The sequence below is a fragment of the Acidiphilium sp. PA genome, from assembly GCF_026191915.1.
Classification (GTDB): Bacteria; Pseudomonadota; Alphaproteobacteria; order Acetobacterales; family Acetobacteraceae; genus Acidiphilium.
The window spans coordinates 1-16,445 of record NZ_JAIMBY010000038.1 but is presented as its reverse complement, the minus strand read 5'-3'; the positions used below and the strand labels follow the sequence as shown (position 1 = coordinate 16,445).

Genomic DNA, 16,445 nt, shown 5'->3' with positions numbered 1-16,445 from the left:
GGTCGGCCCGAGCCGCTCATAGAGCCGCCGACGCAGCTGCATGTCGAGCGGCGTCGTGCTCAGCGCCCAGATCTCGATCGGGCCGAGGGAGTTCACCAGCATCTGTTCGTAGCGCTGGTTGTTCACGGTGATCTGCAACAGGAACGGCGCACCACCGCCGTTCGGATCCGGTCCCTTCAGCTTGCGCCGCAGCGTCGAGGCGGCTTCCTCGGACAGGGCGAAACGCTCGATGATCTCGTTCGCCTCCATTTCGTCATCGGCGCCGAGCAGATAACGCTCGTTGGTGAAGCTGATCAGATCGTCGTCGAGATGCTTGATGCTCTGGCTCGTGATCACGACCTGAATGCCGAGCTTGCCGCCTTCGAGGACGTCGCTTGCGACCTGGGCGCGGACGAATTTCGAACCCCGGGTGCGATGATATTCATCATAGTCGAGGCGCTTGATCGATTCCGACACATCGGCGATCCGTTTCGCGTGATAGGCGCGCATCGCGTCGGGCACCCGGGCGAGGTCGCGTTCGCGCAGGAAGAAATTGCGCGCGATCATGTGCCGGCCCAGCATGTACATCAGGCTGGTGGTCCGCACCGCTTCCGGCCGGTCGCCCTTGGGGGCCACCCGGTCGAGATCGAGCACGATGACCCGCGCATCCCCGAGATCGATCGAAGTCCGCTGGTTGAGCGAGGGCAGCATCTTGATCAGCGACTTGATGTAGCGCTCGAACACGTCGGGCAGCGGCTCATTGGTGTGGGCGCGGATCTTCTCGAAATTGTCGCGCACCGCGGGCGAACGGGCGGCAGTGATGAGATCCTCGAGGATCGGCACCGCCCAGCGCTGGGCGAGCCCGGCGAGGCGGTACTCGCCCGCCCGGCACAGCAGATCGACGACCTCCCACCAGAACGGCTCGGGCGCGGGACCCGTCTCCTCACCCTCCCCCGATGCCGTGCCAAGCACGCTGTGCAGCCCAGGATCGATCCGGTCGATCGCCGCGTCCACCATGGGCTCGATCCCGCGCTGGTAGACGGCGGGCGCGGTATTGGCCCCACTGTCCGAGCGCATCCGGTAGGCTTCGCTCACGACGAAGCTGATAAACTGATCCATCCCCTCGAATGGCTTGTCACTCTCGAGCGAGGTGGTCGCCAGTGACAGGAAATTGGTGAGAAACCCTTCCTCGAGATGCAGCGGGAAGCGGCAGCCCAGCTGGGTATCGAAGATGTTGAAATCATATCCCGGGCCGAACTGCATCTCGATGAACACCGCCTCGCCGCGGCGCTCGGGTGGCAGCTCCTCCTGCAGCAGGAGCACGAGACCGAGAGCGCCGTTGCCGATGTCGAGCTTACCAATCAGCGGCAGCTTGGCTCCCTGATTGCCGGTCGCGGCACGGCTGAGGCACAGACCGAAATTCATCGCATTGGCGAGCATCGACTTGCCCCGGCGGGGTGCTGCGAGGATGGCAATGAAGACCGCCGGACGACCGCTTCCCGACGGATCATAGAGCCAGATCCGGCCATCGGGCGTGCGGAAGACGACAGACCCGTCCCTGAACGGCGAGGCCGGTCGGGTGAGCGGCAGCATCCGCAGCGCATCGGAGAGCGGCGCGTAGCCAACCGGTGCCGAGGAGCCGAACGACAGGCCGAGGGCCGAGCCCATCACCGCCTGCAAAGGATCGCCGGCGGTCAGGCCGAGCCGGCAATTGCCCCAGCCCTGGATGCGCTGTTCGAGCAACGCGATGTTGCGACGGAGGGTGATCTGCTCGCCGGTCGGCGCCCAGGTCGCGAAACTCATCCGCCAGCGGACCGGAATGTCGCTCTGATCCTCCCGCATCCGCGCGAGTGATTCGAACGCTTTCGCCATCTTGCGATTCTCGGGATCGAAGGCGAGGAGTTCAGCGAAGACGGATTTCATCATCATCGTGGCCGGCCCGCCGCTCTCGAGCCAGACCGAAGCGCGCCAGGGCACCTGGGCGCGGGCGAGACGGGCCACGAGTTCGGCGAAGGGGCGTGGGATTTCCGGACCGAGCACCACCTCGATCGCCGCGTAGTCGTGATCGCCGATCCGGACCATCCGGCTGCCGATCGTCTCGGCATCGTCGCGAAAGATCTGGCTCGGCAGATTGGGCCAGAGCACATGATCGGCGGCCGGCTTCTCACCCTCGTCGGGCATCCGGACGCGGACGGGATCGCCTGGCAGCAGCGGCGTCCAGTTGGAATCACGGGTCTCGGGATAGAGCGCTTCGCGCATGGTCACGAGAGCCTCCCGGCAGGGGATTTCCTCGACCATGATCCCCTGGCCGGCAAAGGCCGACATCACCCGGTTGACGAAGGCCGCGTGCTTCACCCCCAGAATATCGGAGGCAAGAAAGATATTCTGCGCCTTGAGGCCGGTGGTGCCGATCCGTGGCGCGCCCTTCGCGGCGCCATCCTGTGCCGCCTGCGATTGCGACGCTTCCTCGCGCGACAGCATCGATTTGCGGGTCCAGAGCACGAGATGGGCGTCTTCCCAGCGCATCAGGCGCGGCCAGATTTTTGCCCGTTCGGCGAAGATGTCCTCGAACGACATGCCAAGTTCGCGCGCGATCGCGCGGGGACCCGCCAGCATCGTCTCGATGACGGAATCCGTCTGGTTCGGATCGCAGGCGAACCAGCATTGGATCCCCTGCCCTTTCGCTTCGAGCGACCCCTGGAGTTCAAGCCGCAGCTCCTCGACGATCCGGTCGGTTCCCGCTTCACCGATCATCCGCGTCAGGCCGTGGATGCGGACGAGCGAGACCCGATCGCCCTCGCGGGTAATCAGGGAGCGATCGTCGGCGGTCTCGAGATCGCAAAAACTGTAGAGCGGTGCCGGCATCAGGAACGACGCCTTCGCCGCGAATTTGGCGAACATGGAAAAGACCGACATCAGAGGAGACCCGAGACGAGCATCTTGCGGGAGCGGACAATGAGCATCTCCGCCTTGCGGCTGGAACAGCCCACAAACGCGAGAGGCGCGACGAGGCATAACGCAAACCTCGTGAACGTCCCGATCGTGCGGCTCGATGCGTGGTGACCCGACATGAAGCTCTCCTGGTTCATTGATGATTGGTCTCGGCGAAGCTCATCCGACCGCACCGGCGGCAAGAGCCGGTTCGGACGGCGATGCTGAAGGTGAGGTAATGCTTGCAGGCAGCGGTGTTGCTGGCGCGGCGGTTGCGCCGGATTGGCGATTCCGGGTGATGAACATCGGGTAGATATCCCGCCCGCCCGAATAAAACCGGCCCCGGTGCAGCAAACGCAGCCCGCGAATGAGCCGGGGCGGACAAGTGCCGCGGACGGGATCACGGGCAAGGCAGATATCGACCACATCGGTGACCGTCCGGATCCCGGCCTGCTCGCGCAGCAGGATCCAGCGGTCGAGCAGACCCGCCCAGACTTTGAGGATCTGGCGTGCGTGTGGGCTGTCCTCGCGTGGTGCGCCGGAGAAATCGACCGGCAGGCCGATCGTGTATGCAAGCTCGTGCAGGCTGGAGGTCAGGCGGTTGAGCCCGCGCTGCGATAGCTCGGGCAACCAGATCGGGAGGATCTCGCGCGCGGCGGTCAGTCGCCCCGCCCCCTGGACGAGAACGCAGGCCGGACACGCCTCGAGCAGATTGCCGGCATCGCAACGACGGTGATCGCCGTCACGGAAAAAAATCAGCGGATCGCCGGCGAACGGCAATCCGCAGAGTTGGCATTGCGACCAAGACGTCTCCGTGACCTTCCGACCAGCAACCCGCAAGCCCTGGCCGTAACCGCCGAGGCTCGAAGGATGCACGCTGATCGAGAGGGTCGCGGAAATCGTCATCGTGACTCAGCCCTGGCCGAAGGTCAGCTGCTGCTGCTGCCCGGTCACGTTGCTGTTCGCCGCGCTCACCGTCTGCGAGGAGTAGTTGACGATGCTCGGAAGCGTCGCAAAAAAACCCGTGGCCACGAGACCGGCGATAGCATAGCCGAGCCGGTGTTCGCTCGAGTTGGGGTTCTTGCGGTTGTGGAAGAACGTATAGCCGGACGCCAGTGCCGCCACGAGCGCAAGCGCGTAGCTGAAAAGGTCGCCGATATACGTTGTGCCGGTGAGCAGGTCGGTGGACGCCGCCTGCATCCGGCCACCGAGCGTGTCGCCGGCCCCCGCGGCCGCGGCCGCGAACGACGGATGAACCGCCGCTGCGACCGCGAGTGTGGCCAAACCCAGCGCGAGGGCGTTCCGGGACTTGAGGGTTTTGGCAAGACGGCGAAACCGCCGCGGTGCCTTTGGGGTGTTGATGGTATCCATCAGTCATCAGGCTCCTGAAACGGAGGGGAAATTCCCTCTCGTGAAGCCGATGCTGCGGGTAAAGGATGCAAACGACACGCGGGAAATCAGCGTCGCACGTAAAAACAATCTTCACGAAACCGGCAGCGTTCCCGGGTCCGCGAGACCTGCGGCGACAAGGAAACTCCTGGCGTCAACTTGGTATTCCGCGATCAGCGGCATGACATGCTCGCGCAGCACTTTTGGGCAGCGGCGCAGCCGCCGGCCGCGATCGTGATCGGGCAGTCGGAGAAGTGCCGCGGCAAAATTGTCCAGGAACGCCTCGTGATCGGGGCGCAGGCCGTGTTGGATTTCCCATTCGACCTTCGCCCGGCGCGCCCGGCAGACGGCTTCGTTAACTACCCGGTCGCGCTGGGCCTGCGTCAGGTCCGCCATCGCGGCGCGGGCCAGCTCACGGCAGCCCGGCCCATGGGCGATCCGCAGAGACGCCACCCGTGTCTCGAAATCGGGGATCGGGGTATCGGGAACGCCAGGATGGGGGCCAGATGCACTCATATGCGACCCGTTCATGTGAAATACCCCATGATCGTCTGTGAGATGAACACGATGTTCATCAGCGCGATACCGAAGACGAACTGCACCATTGGTAGCGAGTAGCCGTGCCGCCGCTTGCCTTCGGCCACGGCCTTCGCGCCGAGCCAGGCGAGGAGCACGTTGAACGCGCCATAGGCCACGAAGAAGGCGGAAAACGCAGTGACGATGTTGAGAAAGCTCTCTTCGGGCGTCGATCCCATCATGCCGGTGCCGCCGACCTGGGGCGCGGTGAAGGGGGTAAATCCTGTCTGGATCGAGGTCTGCGTTCCACCCCCGAACGTGTTGTTGGAGAAATTGAGGAATTTGTTGAAATCGACCAGCACCGTCCCGAACAGTAGCAGCAGGGGCGGCATATATTTCCGGGAGGACCAGTAGGTGCCGGGCTTCATCATCTGCCATGCGCCGTACCCGGCGAGCAGGAAGCAGGAGAGCCCGACTACAAAGCAGATCAACGGGATCAGGATACTCAGGACATTGGCGATGTCCGTGCTGAAATTCACGAAGCCCTGCATGGCGTCTCCTCCCCGCCCGCCTGCTCAGCGGATCACGCCGTGGTCGGTCGTGACGATCCATCCCGATCCGTACTGCACGATCGAGATCACCCGTCCCACGCCGGGCACGACGCTGCCGACCGAGACTTCGTAGGTCACGCCGTGGCGGATGAGCATGGCAAGGCCGGGGCTGGCGGCCTGGATGCCGTAGGAAGCGGGGCTGACTGGTGGGACGTGCGGTGCTGCCGTCGGGAAGATCTGCGCCGAGTGGACCGGCAACGGTCTCTTCGCCTGCGCGGCGGGGTCCGACGCGCCCGCAAGCGCGAGGGCGTCGTGCGCCTGGTCGAAGGTCAGACGCTGGTTGAAGGTCATCATCTCCTGATCGACGTGATGGCGAAGCGTGAATATCTCGGTCTGCATGGCGGCGTTCTGGCTCCGCAGCTCCGCCACGAGACGGGCGAGTGCTGCCACCAGCGACATCGTCTTGACCTCGTAGGTGCGTGACGCCGGTGCGGCAATCAGCTGCGTTGCGACCTTAACCGGATGCGCAATCGACTGGATCGTGCCAGCCGGCGGGACCGGGCCGACGAGTGGCGAGGGCGGGACAATTGTTGCGCTCACGGGTGTGGCTTTTTCGTCGGTCCCGCTCGCCATGGCGCGGAGGTCCGGTGCAGTGTCGGCGTCGGCGTGAGATGTTGCCGCAGGATTATCAATCCCCACGCCTTGCGGATCCGTCGATGCCGCAACCGGGTTCGCTGCAGCTGAAAGCTGACCGATCTCTGACCCGGCGGCAGGAGCAATGCCGGGTGCGGACGTCCCGATGATACCGGAAGCCCTGTTTCCTGCGGCCGTGGTGGTCGACTGCGTAGTCGCAAGTTGTGACTTCGGTTTGAGCGGCGCGGGCATTGATTGCTTTTTCGGTGTAGCCGTCGATCCGGCGGAAGGCTTGCCGAACATGGGCGATACCGAAAGACCGGGGATCGCCGTGTTTAACGGTGTCTTTCCCGTGGTCGGATGGTTAAGCACGCTCGCGGAATTATGGGCTTTCGGCAGTTTGATGCTGCCCGGGGTCGCCACGGATTCGTGCCGCAGTCGGGCGATGGTCGCGAGCAGTGGTTTGTGCAGGATCACGCCCGCGGAAACCGCCACGACGAGAATCGCCGTGGTGGCGAACAGGAATCCCTGCCGTCGGGACTTCTTCGCGGCGGACACTGGCGAACGGCCGGGCGGTACTGTCGGTCCCGAAACACCGGGATCAGCCCCTTCGCCGCCTCTACCGGATGCGCCGTCGTTTGCGGCCCCACCAATAAACTCGTGCTTATCGCCGGTGACCGCGTGTTCATCCGCATATCCCGGTACGACGCCGTCGAGCGGTCGGGAGAGCGGTGGCGCGGTGAATTCGGGCGGGAGGTCAATCGTCGTATCCATGGTTGGTCTCCTTGATCGAAGCCTGATCGTCACGCCGGACGATGCAAACGGGAACGCTCAATGTTCGCCGGCCGGCGCCTTGACGGGTTTGAGAAATAAAACGCCCACGTCCGCATCTGCGGCGAGTTCCACGGTCGGGCCGTGCGGTGCGGTGTTCTGGATCAACTGCCCCGCCGTCTGCCCGGCAGTACCCGCCGCGACGCCGAGTGATTGACCCAGATTGAGGTGATTGAACTGTGTCACGCCGCCGAGTGCGCTTTCCTGGATCACCGAGTTCGCGGACTCGATCGCCTGACCGAGACCTTCGACGAAAGCGGCAGCGATCGGCAGGACGAAGCGTTCGGCATAATGATGATCGACGCTGGTCGCGACCGCCTCCTGCATGGAATTGGGGGCAACGACGAGGCCGTCGATCGGCACCGATTGACCATCCTGAAGTGATAGCTGGTCCAGCTTCACGATCAGCCGATCGCCTTCGGTGGTAAACTGCCCGCTCATCCGGTCGCCGGCGATCGGACCGCTTTCGGCCTGGACGATCACCGTCCCTCCGCTCTGATCGCTGCTGACGCCGGTGAGGGTCTCGCCATAGATCCCATGGTCAGCCGGAATCAGAACCGTCTCGGTCGGCGCCGGGGCCGGACCGGATGCCGCAGTGGCAACGATGTGAGGCGTCCCATCGGTCGCCCCACCTGTCATTGCGTTCGCAGGGGGCCGGGCCTTCGGATCGCCCTGATTGCTCTTCAGATAGACATGGGTGGCGTAGGATGGGCCCGGGATCTTACCATTCAGCGAGGCAAGCGCGCTTTTATAGGCATCGTAGCGGTTGATATTGATCGCTGGCGGAGGATCCGTGACCGCGGCGACAGGTTGTTTCTGATAAGAGACCGGGATGGTTGTCGCGGGCTGCGGCGCGGGCAGCACCGGCGTGGGGAGAGCGACCTCGGAAGGCGTTGCCGTCACCGCAGGAGGTAGTATAGCCGTTGCCGAGCGGTTTTCATGGACCGCGACGAGCGCCTTGCGCTTGATCTCCTCCGTGGTCACACGGCGGACGTAAGGTGTTGCCTGATCGCCACCCGGAGACGCATCGGTATCCGGCAGCGTGGAGGCGGCGACCTTAACGGGCTTCGCTGCCTTTCCTCCGAATTCGTGCCAGGCACCGATAGCGAGAACGACAGCTATGAACCCGCCGATAATGCCGGTGCGTCGTGCCGAGCGATTTGCGCGCAGCCGTCGAAAGAACGCCATGATCAGTCCTCCTTGAAGCTGACGGAAAATGTGTGACCCGCATCCGACATCAGGATCACCGGCGTGGGCGGCATGACGTAGATCGTCACCCCACCGACGGAGTGCTCGCTGGCATCCCATTCAGGCGAGAGAATCGTGTAGCGGGTCCGTACGACGAGCTGATGCCGGTAGCGCCAGGCGCGAATGTTCTCAGGCGAGCCCCCGACAACCGCGAGCGGCACCGCCGATGCCGGCGGTTCACCATCGAGCATGGCGGTCAGATAAGCCGCCCCGGTCTCAGGTGCATTCTGCCGCGCGATAATCCTTGGCTTTGCATCAGGACCGGACTGGAGCAGCCGCACATCAACGGTCGAATCATAGGTCTTCGTGCCGGAGACCAGCAGGAAGCTGAGCGGTTGTGGCGCGTTCTGAAGATTGACCAGAAGACCGCCCCGCGGATAGCGGGATTGCGGCATGATCTCGAGGGTATTGGCCCCTTTGTAGGGCACGCACACCCGAAATCCCGAGGACATGACAGCGGGTACGCCACCCGCCGGTGCCCCTTGCGGCGCGGACCCGCCGCCACCGCTGCAATCGCCGCCTCCTTTGGTCGCGCTCGATTCAGTCCAGGCAATCGGCCATGGCGCGCCTGTCGAGTCCACGAAGGTCAACGCCGTCGGATACCCAATCACGGTCTGGATGATCGTCGTGACCGCGCCCGGACCGAAACCCGCTGCGACCGACGTCGTTGTCGGCACCGCCTGCATCGGAATCGCCGCATCGGTCTCGGCACGCTCATCTTCATGGTACCGATGCGCAAGGCGCGTAATCATCCAGTCGCTAAGCGGGGCCTGAGCCTGCTCTGCCGCATCGAAGGCCGGGTGCTTCGCACCCGGCCTTGCGGTGAAGGCAGGAGGCGTGGGCTGACCGTTGGTCGTGCTCTGTCCGAAGGATAGGGACGGGAGAAGCGCCAAAGCCGCCACGGTCCCGAGCCCCACACAGGCTTTGATCGTCTGACGATCGCGCATTTCAAGGTCCTTTGCTGGTGGCAGTGAATTTCATGATCTCGAGCCCGCCCGCGTGGCGCATGACCGACGTTCGGCGCACCACGACGTGGACGTCATAGCGACGCGACACCAAGCCATTCGGATTCTGCCAGGTCACGATCATCGGGAAAGCAACGGTAAAGCGGGCATCGCGACCGAAGGTGCGATGCACGACCACCGGGACCGCGGTTCGTTGGGCGAAGCCGGTCAACGCTTCCGCCAACAGCTTATGCAGATCGCTCTCCGAGCCGCCTGCCTTATAGGACGCAGCAAAAGATTGCCACGCCGCAGTGCTGAACCGCTGGCGCACACGGGTCAGAATGGCCTGGAAATCAACCGGGTCGATCGCGTAAGCCGATGTAATGCTCCGCGCCGCCCAGCGGGCGATATAGGTCTCGCTCAGAGCGAGATTGTGTAGCGGTGCAATCCGGAATGACCCCGATGCACCGATTGCCTCGACCGGCGGCACTGGCCGGGATAGCAGGGTCGGGGCTGCCGCGACGAAGACGAGGCACCCGACGATCCCCTGCGCGATCGAGAGAACCGCACCGCGCACCAGCCGTTGGTAAAGGCCGACGACGAGATGGGTTTCAGACACGGCCAGTTCTGCCGTGGCGATATTGCGGGATGGGGAGGTCTCCAGCGCGAGACTCATTGCGGTACCGCGTTGATCTGCTCGATGGCGACACCGGCTTTGTCATGACCAAAGGACGCGCGACGGACCCAGATTTTGACGTTGAGCGCGTCATTGATCTGCTCGGTCTGGTTCTCATACCGGACGGTGACCGGATCCAAAATTTCCCAGGTGTAGTAGGGGCCGATCACCCCCTTATCGATGATGCGGGCAGCACCGTCCGGCACGACCCATCCAACCATCCGCGCGGACCGGATTTTCGCAAGATTTCCAGACTTTTTCAGCGATGCGGCGAAAGAGTTCCACGCCGGCGTCGTGTATCGCGGCGCCACACGATCAAGATGCGTCGCGTAATTCTTCCAGTTGATGGCATAGGCCCGGCGCACCGTGTCAGCAGTCCATTGCAGGACCCGCCGATCCGACAACAGAGGTCGATCGAGCGGCACGATGGCGACCGGACGGCTGTTACGACCGGTGGCCACCGGAATCATGGCGGGTGGATGCAGCCGCTGCCAGCCCCACAGTGCGACCACCAACAAAAGCGCCGACGCGAACGTTAGATTCCCATATTGCTGGAGCCTGATCAGACGCAGAAGAAAACTGGGGTCGACCAGCTTACGCGAGACCGCTTCGCTTCGGTTCATCATGGTGGCCATCCTTTCTCATCACCGCCAGACGACGACCGGAAGATGAAAACGGGAATGAAAATCACGAAAAATGTTTCGCCGATCGCAAGAGCTTTTCGCGGCCCTCACACGCGTAAAGCGGCATATCACCACAGCGCGACGGCAGATGCGGCGGCCGACGCGCGATAGGCCGACTGGGTCGCGGTTTGCCGGCGCGACCAGAAATATTCCTGGCGATGTTTGTCCAGACAGATATGTCCCACTGCGGACACGAGAAGCCGCCCATCCGCCGTGCGAGTCCGCGCTGGAAGGCAGGCTCGCGTAGCGCGTGTCGAAACTGACCCCGGCGTTGTACCGAGATCGCGGGCGATCGCGGCAGGAGTCCACCCCTCCAGCCAGCGCTCGCACAAAGCTGCCGTGCGATCCACCGTCCAGCGGAATTTCGAGCGGCGTCGTGGTTCCGGTGCCGCATCGCCGGAAAGCATGGCGTCAAGTCGGCGCTCGGCCGACTGCCGGGCTGAAAGCCCTCTGAGAGTTTCCAGATCATCCCACGCTTTTGTGCGCTGGCGCTGCAAGAAACCCATGCCGCGCAGCTTGCGCTTGATGGCACTTTCGCTTCGCCCCAGATCACACGCAATTTCGGGGATCGTGGCCCGGGTGAGCCAGGATTTCGCCAAAAAAGCAAGCTGTCGCGCCGTGTAGAGCCGCGCGGCCGTCCGCAGGTTGCCCGCCTCGCCCCCGTGCGCTGTGTCGGGCGCGAGCCGCACGGAGCCATCCTGAGGCGCTATCAGATCGAGCGCGGCGGTGAGGTCACGGGCGTCATCTTCCGTCACACCCAGCGTGGCGGCGATCAGCCCGGCCGAGCACCGGCGCGCGGTCATCAGCCGCATAATCATCGTCGTCTCCGGGTCGACCGGAATGGATCGCGCTGTACCCGGGCGATCCCCTGCGATCAGCACCGCTACCCTTGTTGACCTCGCTCCAGAAAAGTGCTGCACAGACATTCCTGGGTGGTCATTTAAACAGTAAAGGCGACTCGAATGGTCTTTCAGTTCATCACCACGCACATCGTCGCGGACGTCCACCGATGAGGGCATTGCAAGCTCCCGCCTGAAGCGCGGAGCACCATGACCGGGCCATACCGATCATGCGACCGCGCAAAGCCTGGCCGTTTTGCTGCACAGTTACAGAATGGAGCAAGATCGAAAATGCATGATCGTAATCAAATTTCACGCTAAAAAAGCATTTCTCGTTTGCATCTTCATGCCCATTCGCACAATCAATCTGTATAAATAAAGAGTCGTAATATTGTCGCTACAAGTTAAGATTGTCTCCCTGCAGAAGCCGAGCTTTCCGCGAAAAGACTCGAAAACAACGCGTTACAAAACGATGTTGAGATGCGAATTGGATGCTAGGTAATCTTATAATTATCCAAGCTATCATATAGTAATTTAATTAATGGCGTTAATTCTGACCTAATACGTTGTTGAGCGTCCGGAACGATACCGCGATTTTCACGCGAATGTTATCAGGCATCTGGTTTCAACAACCGCAGTATAGGGGTTTGCATCAAGCTGTGTCCTAGCTGCGCGGTGTCTATTTATACTGCACAGCTCTGGACGAGGAGATGTAATGAGTCATACCAATGTCATACATCGCGCCTGGCGCGCGATCTTTGCGACCACAAGCTTGAGTCTGGTCGTGGCACCGATCGCAGCACATGCCAATTTCTCGATCGCGGCCACCGCGGCGAACGCAATTGCACCGCCATCGCTAAGGTCTCAATCACACCGCAACATCTGGGCGCGATCGGCCTACCCGGTCGCGGTCGGATACGGCAAAGCGATCCCCTTGGCCTTCGCTCTCCGACAGATCGTCCCACACGGCGTCCTCGTGGTGCTTGCCCCAGAAGTCGATGCATCTACTATAGTGTCGTGGCAGGGCGGCCTGCCATGGGACATCGCCCTTCGACGAGCCCTCGCCGCGGCCCACCTCCGAGCGGTGATCACACCCGTAGAGGTTAAAATTCGGGGACGCTGATCGACCCCGCTGAAAAGCTGTTCCCGTTTGCATCTGTCGGTCGGAACCTCTGCCTAGCCAGGAGGTATCCACACCCATGCCCGATCTCGATATCACCGCCGTCTCAGACTGGATTGCCGGGTTTCGCCCGCCTGACGCCTCATCCGAAGAGGGCGATCTGCGGGCACTGGATGCGCCGGCTGATCCCGATCTCCTCCGTCTCGAAGCTGATCATGACTGCGAGACAGCAGTGCGCGCCTTCGGGATCGAGCTGGATCGCGCCCTCGATTGTGACCCGCAGCGCCTTTCGACCGCGCTACGGGAAGACGGCACAAGGCCGCTTCTGGCCGGAACCATTGCGCGCCTCAGCCTCGCACGGCAGGCGCGCGTCATCGACTGGATCGTCCAGTCGGGCCTGCCCAACGGCGCGGGTTTGGTCAGATCCCTCGCCCGCCCCGGCGACGACGGCACCGGGGATGCCATCCGTGACGGCATGGCCGCCCTCTACCGTCAGCGACTTCTCGCCCGGATTTTTTCGAAAGCCAGACTCGCGAGTTTACTCGACGCCTGCCGCATTTCTCAGGAGGAATTTCAATGATCATCCGATCATCGGTATCAAGAATGGCGCGTCCACTTCGGATCGCCCTGCTGACCGGCACCACACTGCTGGCACTGTCAGGGTCGCTGATGGCGGCGACCGGGAGTACCGGAACGTCGCAGGCCAACTCCGGCAGCACGACCGGGTGCGCCGATCTCGCTCAGGCCGCATCCAACGGCATCGCTGCCGAAGTCGCGGCGAACGCCCAGATCGTGAAGGCACCCCAGTCGGTGACCCAACTGTCGTGTCTGTCGTCCTTTCTTCAGGGCAAGGGGCTCGATGTCATCACCAATTTGCTCAACCCCGCCGACTTGCTGAACTCCATCGAGGGCAAAATGTGCCAGGCGGCACAAAGCGCCTATAGCAACGCCATCGGTAGCGCCCAGTGCGGCATCACGCTCACGGGGTTCAACCTCGGGGGATTCGGGATCTCAGGCTTCGGGAATTTCTGCCCGCAGCTGAGCCTGGGCGGCGGTGGCCCCGACTGGGCGAGCATCGGCGGCAGCCTCAGCGGCGGCCAATCCAGCCTGTACATGAACGGAACGCCGATCACTCCGTCCGGCTATCCCAGCGCAAGCGCAGGGACCTCGCCATGAGGCCAAAAATGCGCACGGCCCTGCTGGCCGCAGGCGCCAGCGGCCTACTTCTGGGCATCACCGTCCTGACCCCGCCGCGGGCGCAGGCATTCGGGTTCGGCGACATCGTGGCCCTGATCCAGGCCGTTAATGCCGTCGGCTCGAAAGTGGCAGCGATGCAGTCCGCGATCGATGGCAAACTCCAGACGGTCCAGACTTATATCAATAACCAACTGGGGGACGGCTTCACTCAGATCTCGAACTACATCAAAGGACAAACCGCCGCTCAGGCCAAAATCATGAACGCGGCGGATCAGGCCAACGCCATCGTCGCCCAGCAAACCGCCAGCGCCAAAATCGTCGAACAGCACGTGGTCAATCCGCAGACCTGCGACAGCCTGACCAATGGCCAGTCCGTCGTGGCCGCCGGCGACCAGACCAACGCGGTCGCCAAAGTCATCGCCAACATCCAGAACGCCCGCGGCGAGGGGCAACCGGGAACGCCAAGCTATAACGGCCTCGCCCAAGGCGTCGGGGCTATGAATAAACTCCATTACTCGGAATACTGTTCGCCGAACGACCAGGCCGCCAATTTGTGCTCGGAAAGCAGCGACCCCGATGGCGACGAGGTCGCAACGTCACTCCTCGGTCAATCGACGCTCGATGGACAGGCCGGGCTGAACGCCGCCAATAATTACGCAACGGTCCTGCTTCAGCCGGTCGCCCCCGCTCCGCTGCGCGGAAGTCAGCTCGCCGGCAATGCAGGGCAAACCGACGCAGTCTATCGACGCCAATACAACGCCCAGGAAAGCCTCGCCCGGCAGGTCGCGACGACCGTCATCGCCGATCGTACGCCGACTGTGACCCTGACCACCGCACAGCAGGCCGAACTGAGCGCGGAAGGCAAGCCGATGGTCACGACCGCCAGCTGGCTCGAAGCCCTCCAACTCGATGTTAACCGCCGGGAATCCAATCTCCAGTGGCGCGAAAATCTGGTCAACGAGCCGCCGGCTACCGTCCAACGCGAAATCGCCGTCGAGATGGCGGAAAACAACTACATCGACCTCGCCCGGTTCCGGCTGGATCAGCAGCGCGCCATGCTCGAAGCGGCACGGCTGGCCGATACCGCCCAGTATCACCTCCCCCTCCCCGCCTCCACGCCGATCCCCGTCGTGAGCAATTCCAACTGAGGTCCCATGAGCATGAGCGAAACACCCACACCGCAAGACCCCCAACAGCGCGATCAACCCGCCATGTCCACCCGATGGACCCGAGCTCCGATCGTTCAGCCGAATTCACCCGCGTTCAAACATCTGACCGAAGATCTTGGCCTCTCCCCCGCAATCGTCGAGGCCGCCACCAAAGGTGACGCCTTGCGCGAAGGACCGGGCGGCAATGTCTGGTATCCGCATCGGGACGCCAATGGCGGGATCACCGGCGTCTCGACCGACAGTAAGGAGCTGCCCCACGCCATGCTGCGCGGGAGTCAGAAGACACTCTTCCGTCTCGCGGGCGGCGACGCGCCGACCCGGATCGTGTTCACCGAACAGCCCAGCGAAGTCCTCGCCATCGCCCAGATCGAAAAGCTGCGTCCCGATACGCTCTACGTCGCCAGCGCCGGATCGCTCTCCGCCGGATCGAGTAAGGCCCTCGCCGAGGAACTCAAGAAAATCGCGGACCTTCCCGGAGCGCAACTCGGGATCGCCACGAATCGCGGCAACCAGGGGGAAAACACCGCACAATATGTCGCGAAGGTCGCCGAGACGGCGGGCGTCCAGACGGTGCGTTACGCGCCCACGGATAAGAGCTTCACATGGACCGCCTATCTGAAAGCCAATCCCGACGCATCAAGCCTGCCAGAAGCCACATCAGCCGCATCGACCGCAGGTATGGCGAACAAGGTGGCCGGAGAGACCCCACAGCCAGCCCCGGCAAAAAACCCGGATCCGTCGTTGGAGATTCTCCAGAAGCTCAAGCAGATCGCCGAAACATCGAACGCCCCCGAAATGATGGATATCCTGCCAAAGGTTCAGGCTCTGATCGAGGCGGGACAGGCCAATCCGACCCAGATGCGCGAACCGACCATCCAGATGAAGATCGGCTGGGCGCTGATGGATGTGGAAAAACATACCGGCCAGAAACTTGCTCTGCCGGACGATCAGCGCGCCGCAATCAAAGCCGCCGGCGAGATCATGCCAGGCCTCAACAATCAGGACGTCCGCCTCGCCCTGGTCGCCACCAAAAATATCAGGGATCAGGAATTGGTGGACAGAATCCGGGATTTCGCGAGTTTCGTGGCGGCGCAGCCCTACCCACAGATGACACCTGACATCAACGCAAAGACAGCCGAATTCAACAGAAGTATCACCGCATCCATCGCCCAGATCGGCAAGATCGAGGCGCAACGTCAAGCCGACCGGTCGGCTGCCGCCATCGCCGCGCAGTCGACGCAGCAAACAGCACAATCGACGCAACAGACGGCCCAATCGACGCAGCAAGCCGACGCGGTCGAAGGCCAGCGGACCCACAAGGCCGAGACGAAGATCGAAAAAAATGCCTCAGCCGCTACAGAAGCACAGAACGTCAAGGAAGCTCCGGTGGTCCAATCGGGTGGGGGCTTAAACGTGCCGGTCCGCCAACCGAGCAATTTCCTCGAACGCCTGAACGGCATCGCACTCGCCTGGCACGAGCGGTTTCAGGGCGAGGGCTCGATCCACCGCAAGCTCCTCGCCCAGCAAGCCGAGGAAATGCGCGCGCGCGGGGAAACGCCACCGCCCATGCCCCCAATCCCGCCGGCACCGAACTTCACCGCCCCGCGCGAGCCAGCGACAACATCTGCTCCGTCTCCGAAACCAGCCGGGGACAGCGCCCAGCCCGCAGCGGCCACGCCATCGGCACCGCCCTCGAGCCCGGCGGAAGGGACCGCAACCCCAAAACGATCAGCCTTCCA

General features: G+C 63.0%; 16 protein-coding genes. 5 read left to right on the top strand and 11 right to left on the bottom strand.

Translation table 11 applies throughout. The features are described 5' to 3' along the window. The 11 genes from AruPA_RS20225 to AruPA_RS20175 all read right to left on the bottom strand — a co-directional run. The coding region (locus AruPA_RS20225; RefSeq protein ID WP_265638554.1) for an ATP-binding protein at window positions 1-2,880 on the bottom strand (2,880 nt) is incomplete at its 3' end. A gap of 210 nt (window positions 2,881-3,090) precedes the next feature. Continuing rightward, the gene (locus tag AruPA_RS20220) at window positions 3,091-3,816 is read right to left on the bottom strand and encodes a hypothetical protein (protein ID WP_265638553.1); all 726 of its coding nucleotides are present in this window, start codon (window positions 3,814-3,816) and stop codon (window positions 3,091-3,093) included. A gap of 6 nt (window positions 3,817-3,822) precedes the next feature. Next, the gene (locus AruPA_RS20215) at window positions 3,823-4,281 is read right to left on the bottom strand and encodes a hypothetical protein (protein ID WP_265638552.1); all 459 of its coding nucleotides are present in this window, start codon (window positions 4,279-4,281) and stop codon (window positions 3,823-3,825) included. 111 nt (window positions 4,282-4,392) lie between these two features. Continuing rightward, a complete protein-coding gene (locus AruPA_RS20210) occupies window positions 4,393-4,815 on the bottom strand; it encodes a hypothetical protein (protein ID WP_265638551.1) in 423 nt (140 codons plus the stop codon). An 11-nt stretch (window positions 4,816-4,826) separates the two neighbouring features. Beyond that, entirely contained in the window at window positions 4,827-5,366 is a 540-nt protein-coding gene (locus tag AruPA_RS20205) for a hypothetical protein (RefSeq protein WP_265638550.1), read from the bottom strand. Window positions 5,367-5,390: 24 nt separating this feature from the next. After that, window positions 5,391-6,773, bottom strand: a complete 1,383-nt coding sequence (locus tag AruPA_RS20200; RefSeq protein ID WP_265638549.1) for a hypothetical protein — start codon at window positions 6,771-6,773, stop codon at window positions 5,391-5,393. Window positions 6,774-6,830: 57 nt separating this feature from the next. Further along, complete coding sequence (locus AruPA_RS20195) at window positions 6,831-8,018, bottom strand: TrbI/VirB10 family protein (protein ID WP_265638548.1); 1,188 nt, start codon at window positions 8,016-8,018, stop codon at window positions 6,831-6,833. Between the two features lie 2 nt (window positions 8,019-8,020). After that, window positions 8,021-9,025 carry a DotH/IcmK family type IV secretion protein gene (locus AruPA_RS20190; protein WP_265638547.1) on the bottom strand — a complete coding sequence of 335 codons (1,005 nt, stop codon included), beginning with the start codon at window positions 9,023-9,025 and terminating at the stop codon, window positions 8,021-8,023. Window position 9,026: 1 nt separating this feature from the next. Continuing rightward, window positions 9,027-9,698 (bottom strand): DotI/IcmL family type IV secretion protein, encoded by a 672-nt coding sequence (locus AruPA_RS20185; protein ID WP_265638546.1) that lies wholly within the window; start codon window positions 9,696-9,698, stop codon window positions 9,027-9,029. Continuing rightward, window positions 9,695-10,333: a DotI/IcmL/TraM family protein gene (locus AruPA_RS20180; RefSeq protein ID WP_265638545.1), complete on the bottom strand. Its 639-nt coding sequence runs from the start codon at window positions 10,331-10,333 to the stop codon at window positions 9,695-9,697. Before AruPA_RS20180 ends, AruPA_RS20185 begins: the two co-directional genes overlap by 4 nt. A gap of 116 nt (window positions 10,334-10,449) precedes the next feature. Beyond that, a complete protein-coding gene (locus AruPA_RS20175; RefSeq protein WP_265638544.1) occupies window positions 10,450-11,199 on the bottom strand; it encodes a hypothetical protein in 750 nt (249 codons plus the stop codon). Between the two features lie 736 nt (window positions 11,200-11,935). Between AruPA_RS20175 and AruPA_RS20170 the strand changes: the two genes are divergently transcribed. The 5 genes from AruPA_RS20170 to AruPA_RS20150 form a co-directional block, all read left to right on the top strand. After that, on the top strand, window positions 11,936-12,343 hold the full coding sequence (locus AruPA_RS20170) for a hypothetical protein (RefSeq protein ID WP_265638543.1): 408 nt from the start codon (window positions 11,936-11,938) through the stop codon (window positions 12,341-12,343). A 76-nt stretch (window positions 12,344-12,419) separates the two neighbouring features. Further along, the gene (locus AruPA_RS20165) at window positions 12,420-12,920 is read left to right on the top strand and encodes a hypothetical protein (RefSeq protein WP_265638542.1); all 501 of its coding nucleotides are present in this window, start codon (window positions 12,420-12,422) and stop codon (window positions 12,918-12,920) included. A gap of 23 nt (window positions 12,921-12,943) precedes the next feature. Further along, window positions 12,944-13,516: a hypothetical protein gene (locus tag AruPA_RS20160; RefSeq protein ID WP_265638541.1), complete on the top strand. Its 573-nt coding sequence runs from the start codon at window positions 12,944-12,946 to the stop codon at window positions 13,514-13,516. 8 nt (window positions 13,517-13,524) lie between these two features. Continuing rightward, on the top strand, window positions 13,525-14,685 hold the full coding sequence (locus AruPA_RS20155) for a hypothetical protein (RefSeq protein ID WP_265638540.1): 1,161 nt from the start codon (window positions 13,525-13,527) through the stop codon (window positions 14,683-14,685). 12 nt (window positions 14,686-14,697) lie between these two features. Then, on the top strand, window positions 14,698-16,445 hold a 1,748-nt coding region (locus AruPA_RS20150), incomplete at its 3' end, for a DUF3991 domain-containing protein (protein ID WP_265638539.1).

Excerpts from the sequence above, each read along its gene's own strand:
- AruPA_RS20220 (WP_265638553.1), bottom strand. The coding sequence starts at position 3,816 with ATGACGATTTCCGCGACCCTCTCGATCAGCGTGCATCCTTCGAGCCTC.
- AruPA_RS20215 (WP_265638552.1), bottom strand. The coding sequence starts at position 4,281 with ATGGATACCATCAACACCCCAAAGGCACCGCGGCGGTTTCGCCGTCTT.
- AruPA_RS20210 (WP_265638551.1), bottom strand. The coding sequence starts at position 4,815 with ATGAGTGCATCTGGCCCCCATCCTGGCGTTCCCGATACCCCGATCCCC.
- AruPA_RS20205 (WP_265638550.1), bottom strand. The coding sequence starts at position 5,366 with ATGCAGGGCTTCGTGAATTTCAGCACGGACATCGCCAATGTCCTGAGT.
- AruPA_RS20200 (WP_265638549.1), bottom strand. The coding sequence starts at position 6,773 with ATGGATACGACGATTGACCTCCCGCCCGAATTCACCGCGCCACCGCTC.
- AruPA_RS20195 (WP_265638548.1), bottom strand. The coding sequence starts at position 8,018 with ATGGCGTTCTTTCGACGGCTGCGCGCAAATCGCTCGGCACGACGCACC.
- AruPA_RS20190 (WP_265638547.1), bottom strand. The coding sequence starts at position 9,025 with ATGCGCGATCGTCAGACGATCAAAGCCTGTGTGGGGCTCGGGACCGTG.
- AruPA_RS20185 (WP_265638546.1), bottom strand. The coding sequence starts at position 9,698 with ATGAGTCTCGCGCTGGAGACCTCCCCATCCCGCAATATCGCCACGGCA.
- AruPA_RS20180 (WP_265638545.1), bottom strand. The coding sequence starts at position 10,333 with ATGGCCACCATGATGAACCGAAGCGAAGCGGTCTCGCGTAAGCTGGTC.
- AruPA_RS20175 (WP_265638544.1), bottom strand. The coding sequence starts at position 11,199 with ATGATTATGCGGCTGATGACCGCGCGCCGGTGCTCGGCCGGGCTGATC.
- AruPA_RS20170 (WP_265638543.1), top strand. The coding sequence starts at position 11,936 with ATGAGTCATACCAATGTCATACATCGCGCCTGGCGCGCGATCTTTGCG.
- AruPA_RS20165 (WP_265638542.1), top strand. The coding sequence starts at position 12,420 with ATGCCCGATCTCGATATCACCGCCGTCTCAGACTGGATTGCCGGGTTT.
- AruPA_RS20160 (WP_265638541.1), top strand. The coding sequence starts at position 12,944 with ATGGCGCGTCCACTTCGGATCGCCCTGCTGACCGGCACCACACTGCTG.
- AruPA_RS20155 (WP_265638540.1), top strand. The coding sequence starts at position 13,525 with ATGCGCACGGCCCTGCTGGCCGCAGGCGCCAGCGGCCTACTTCTGGGC.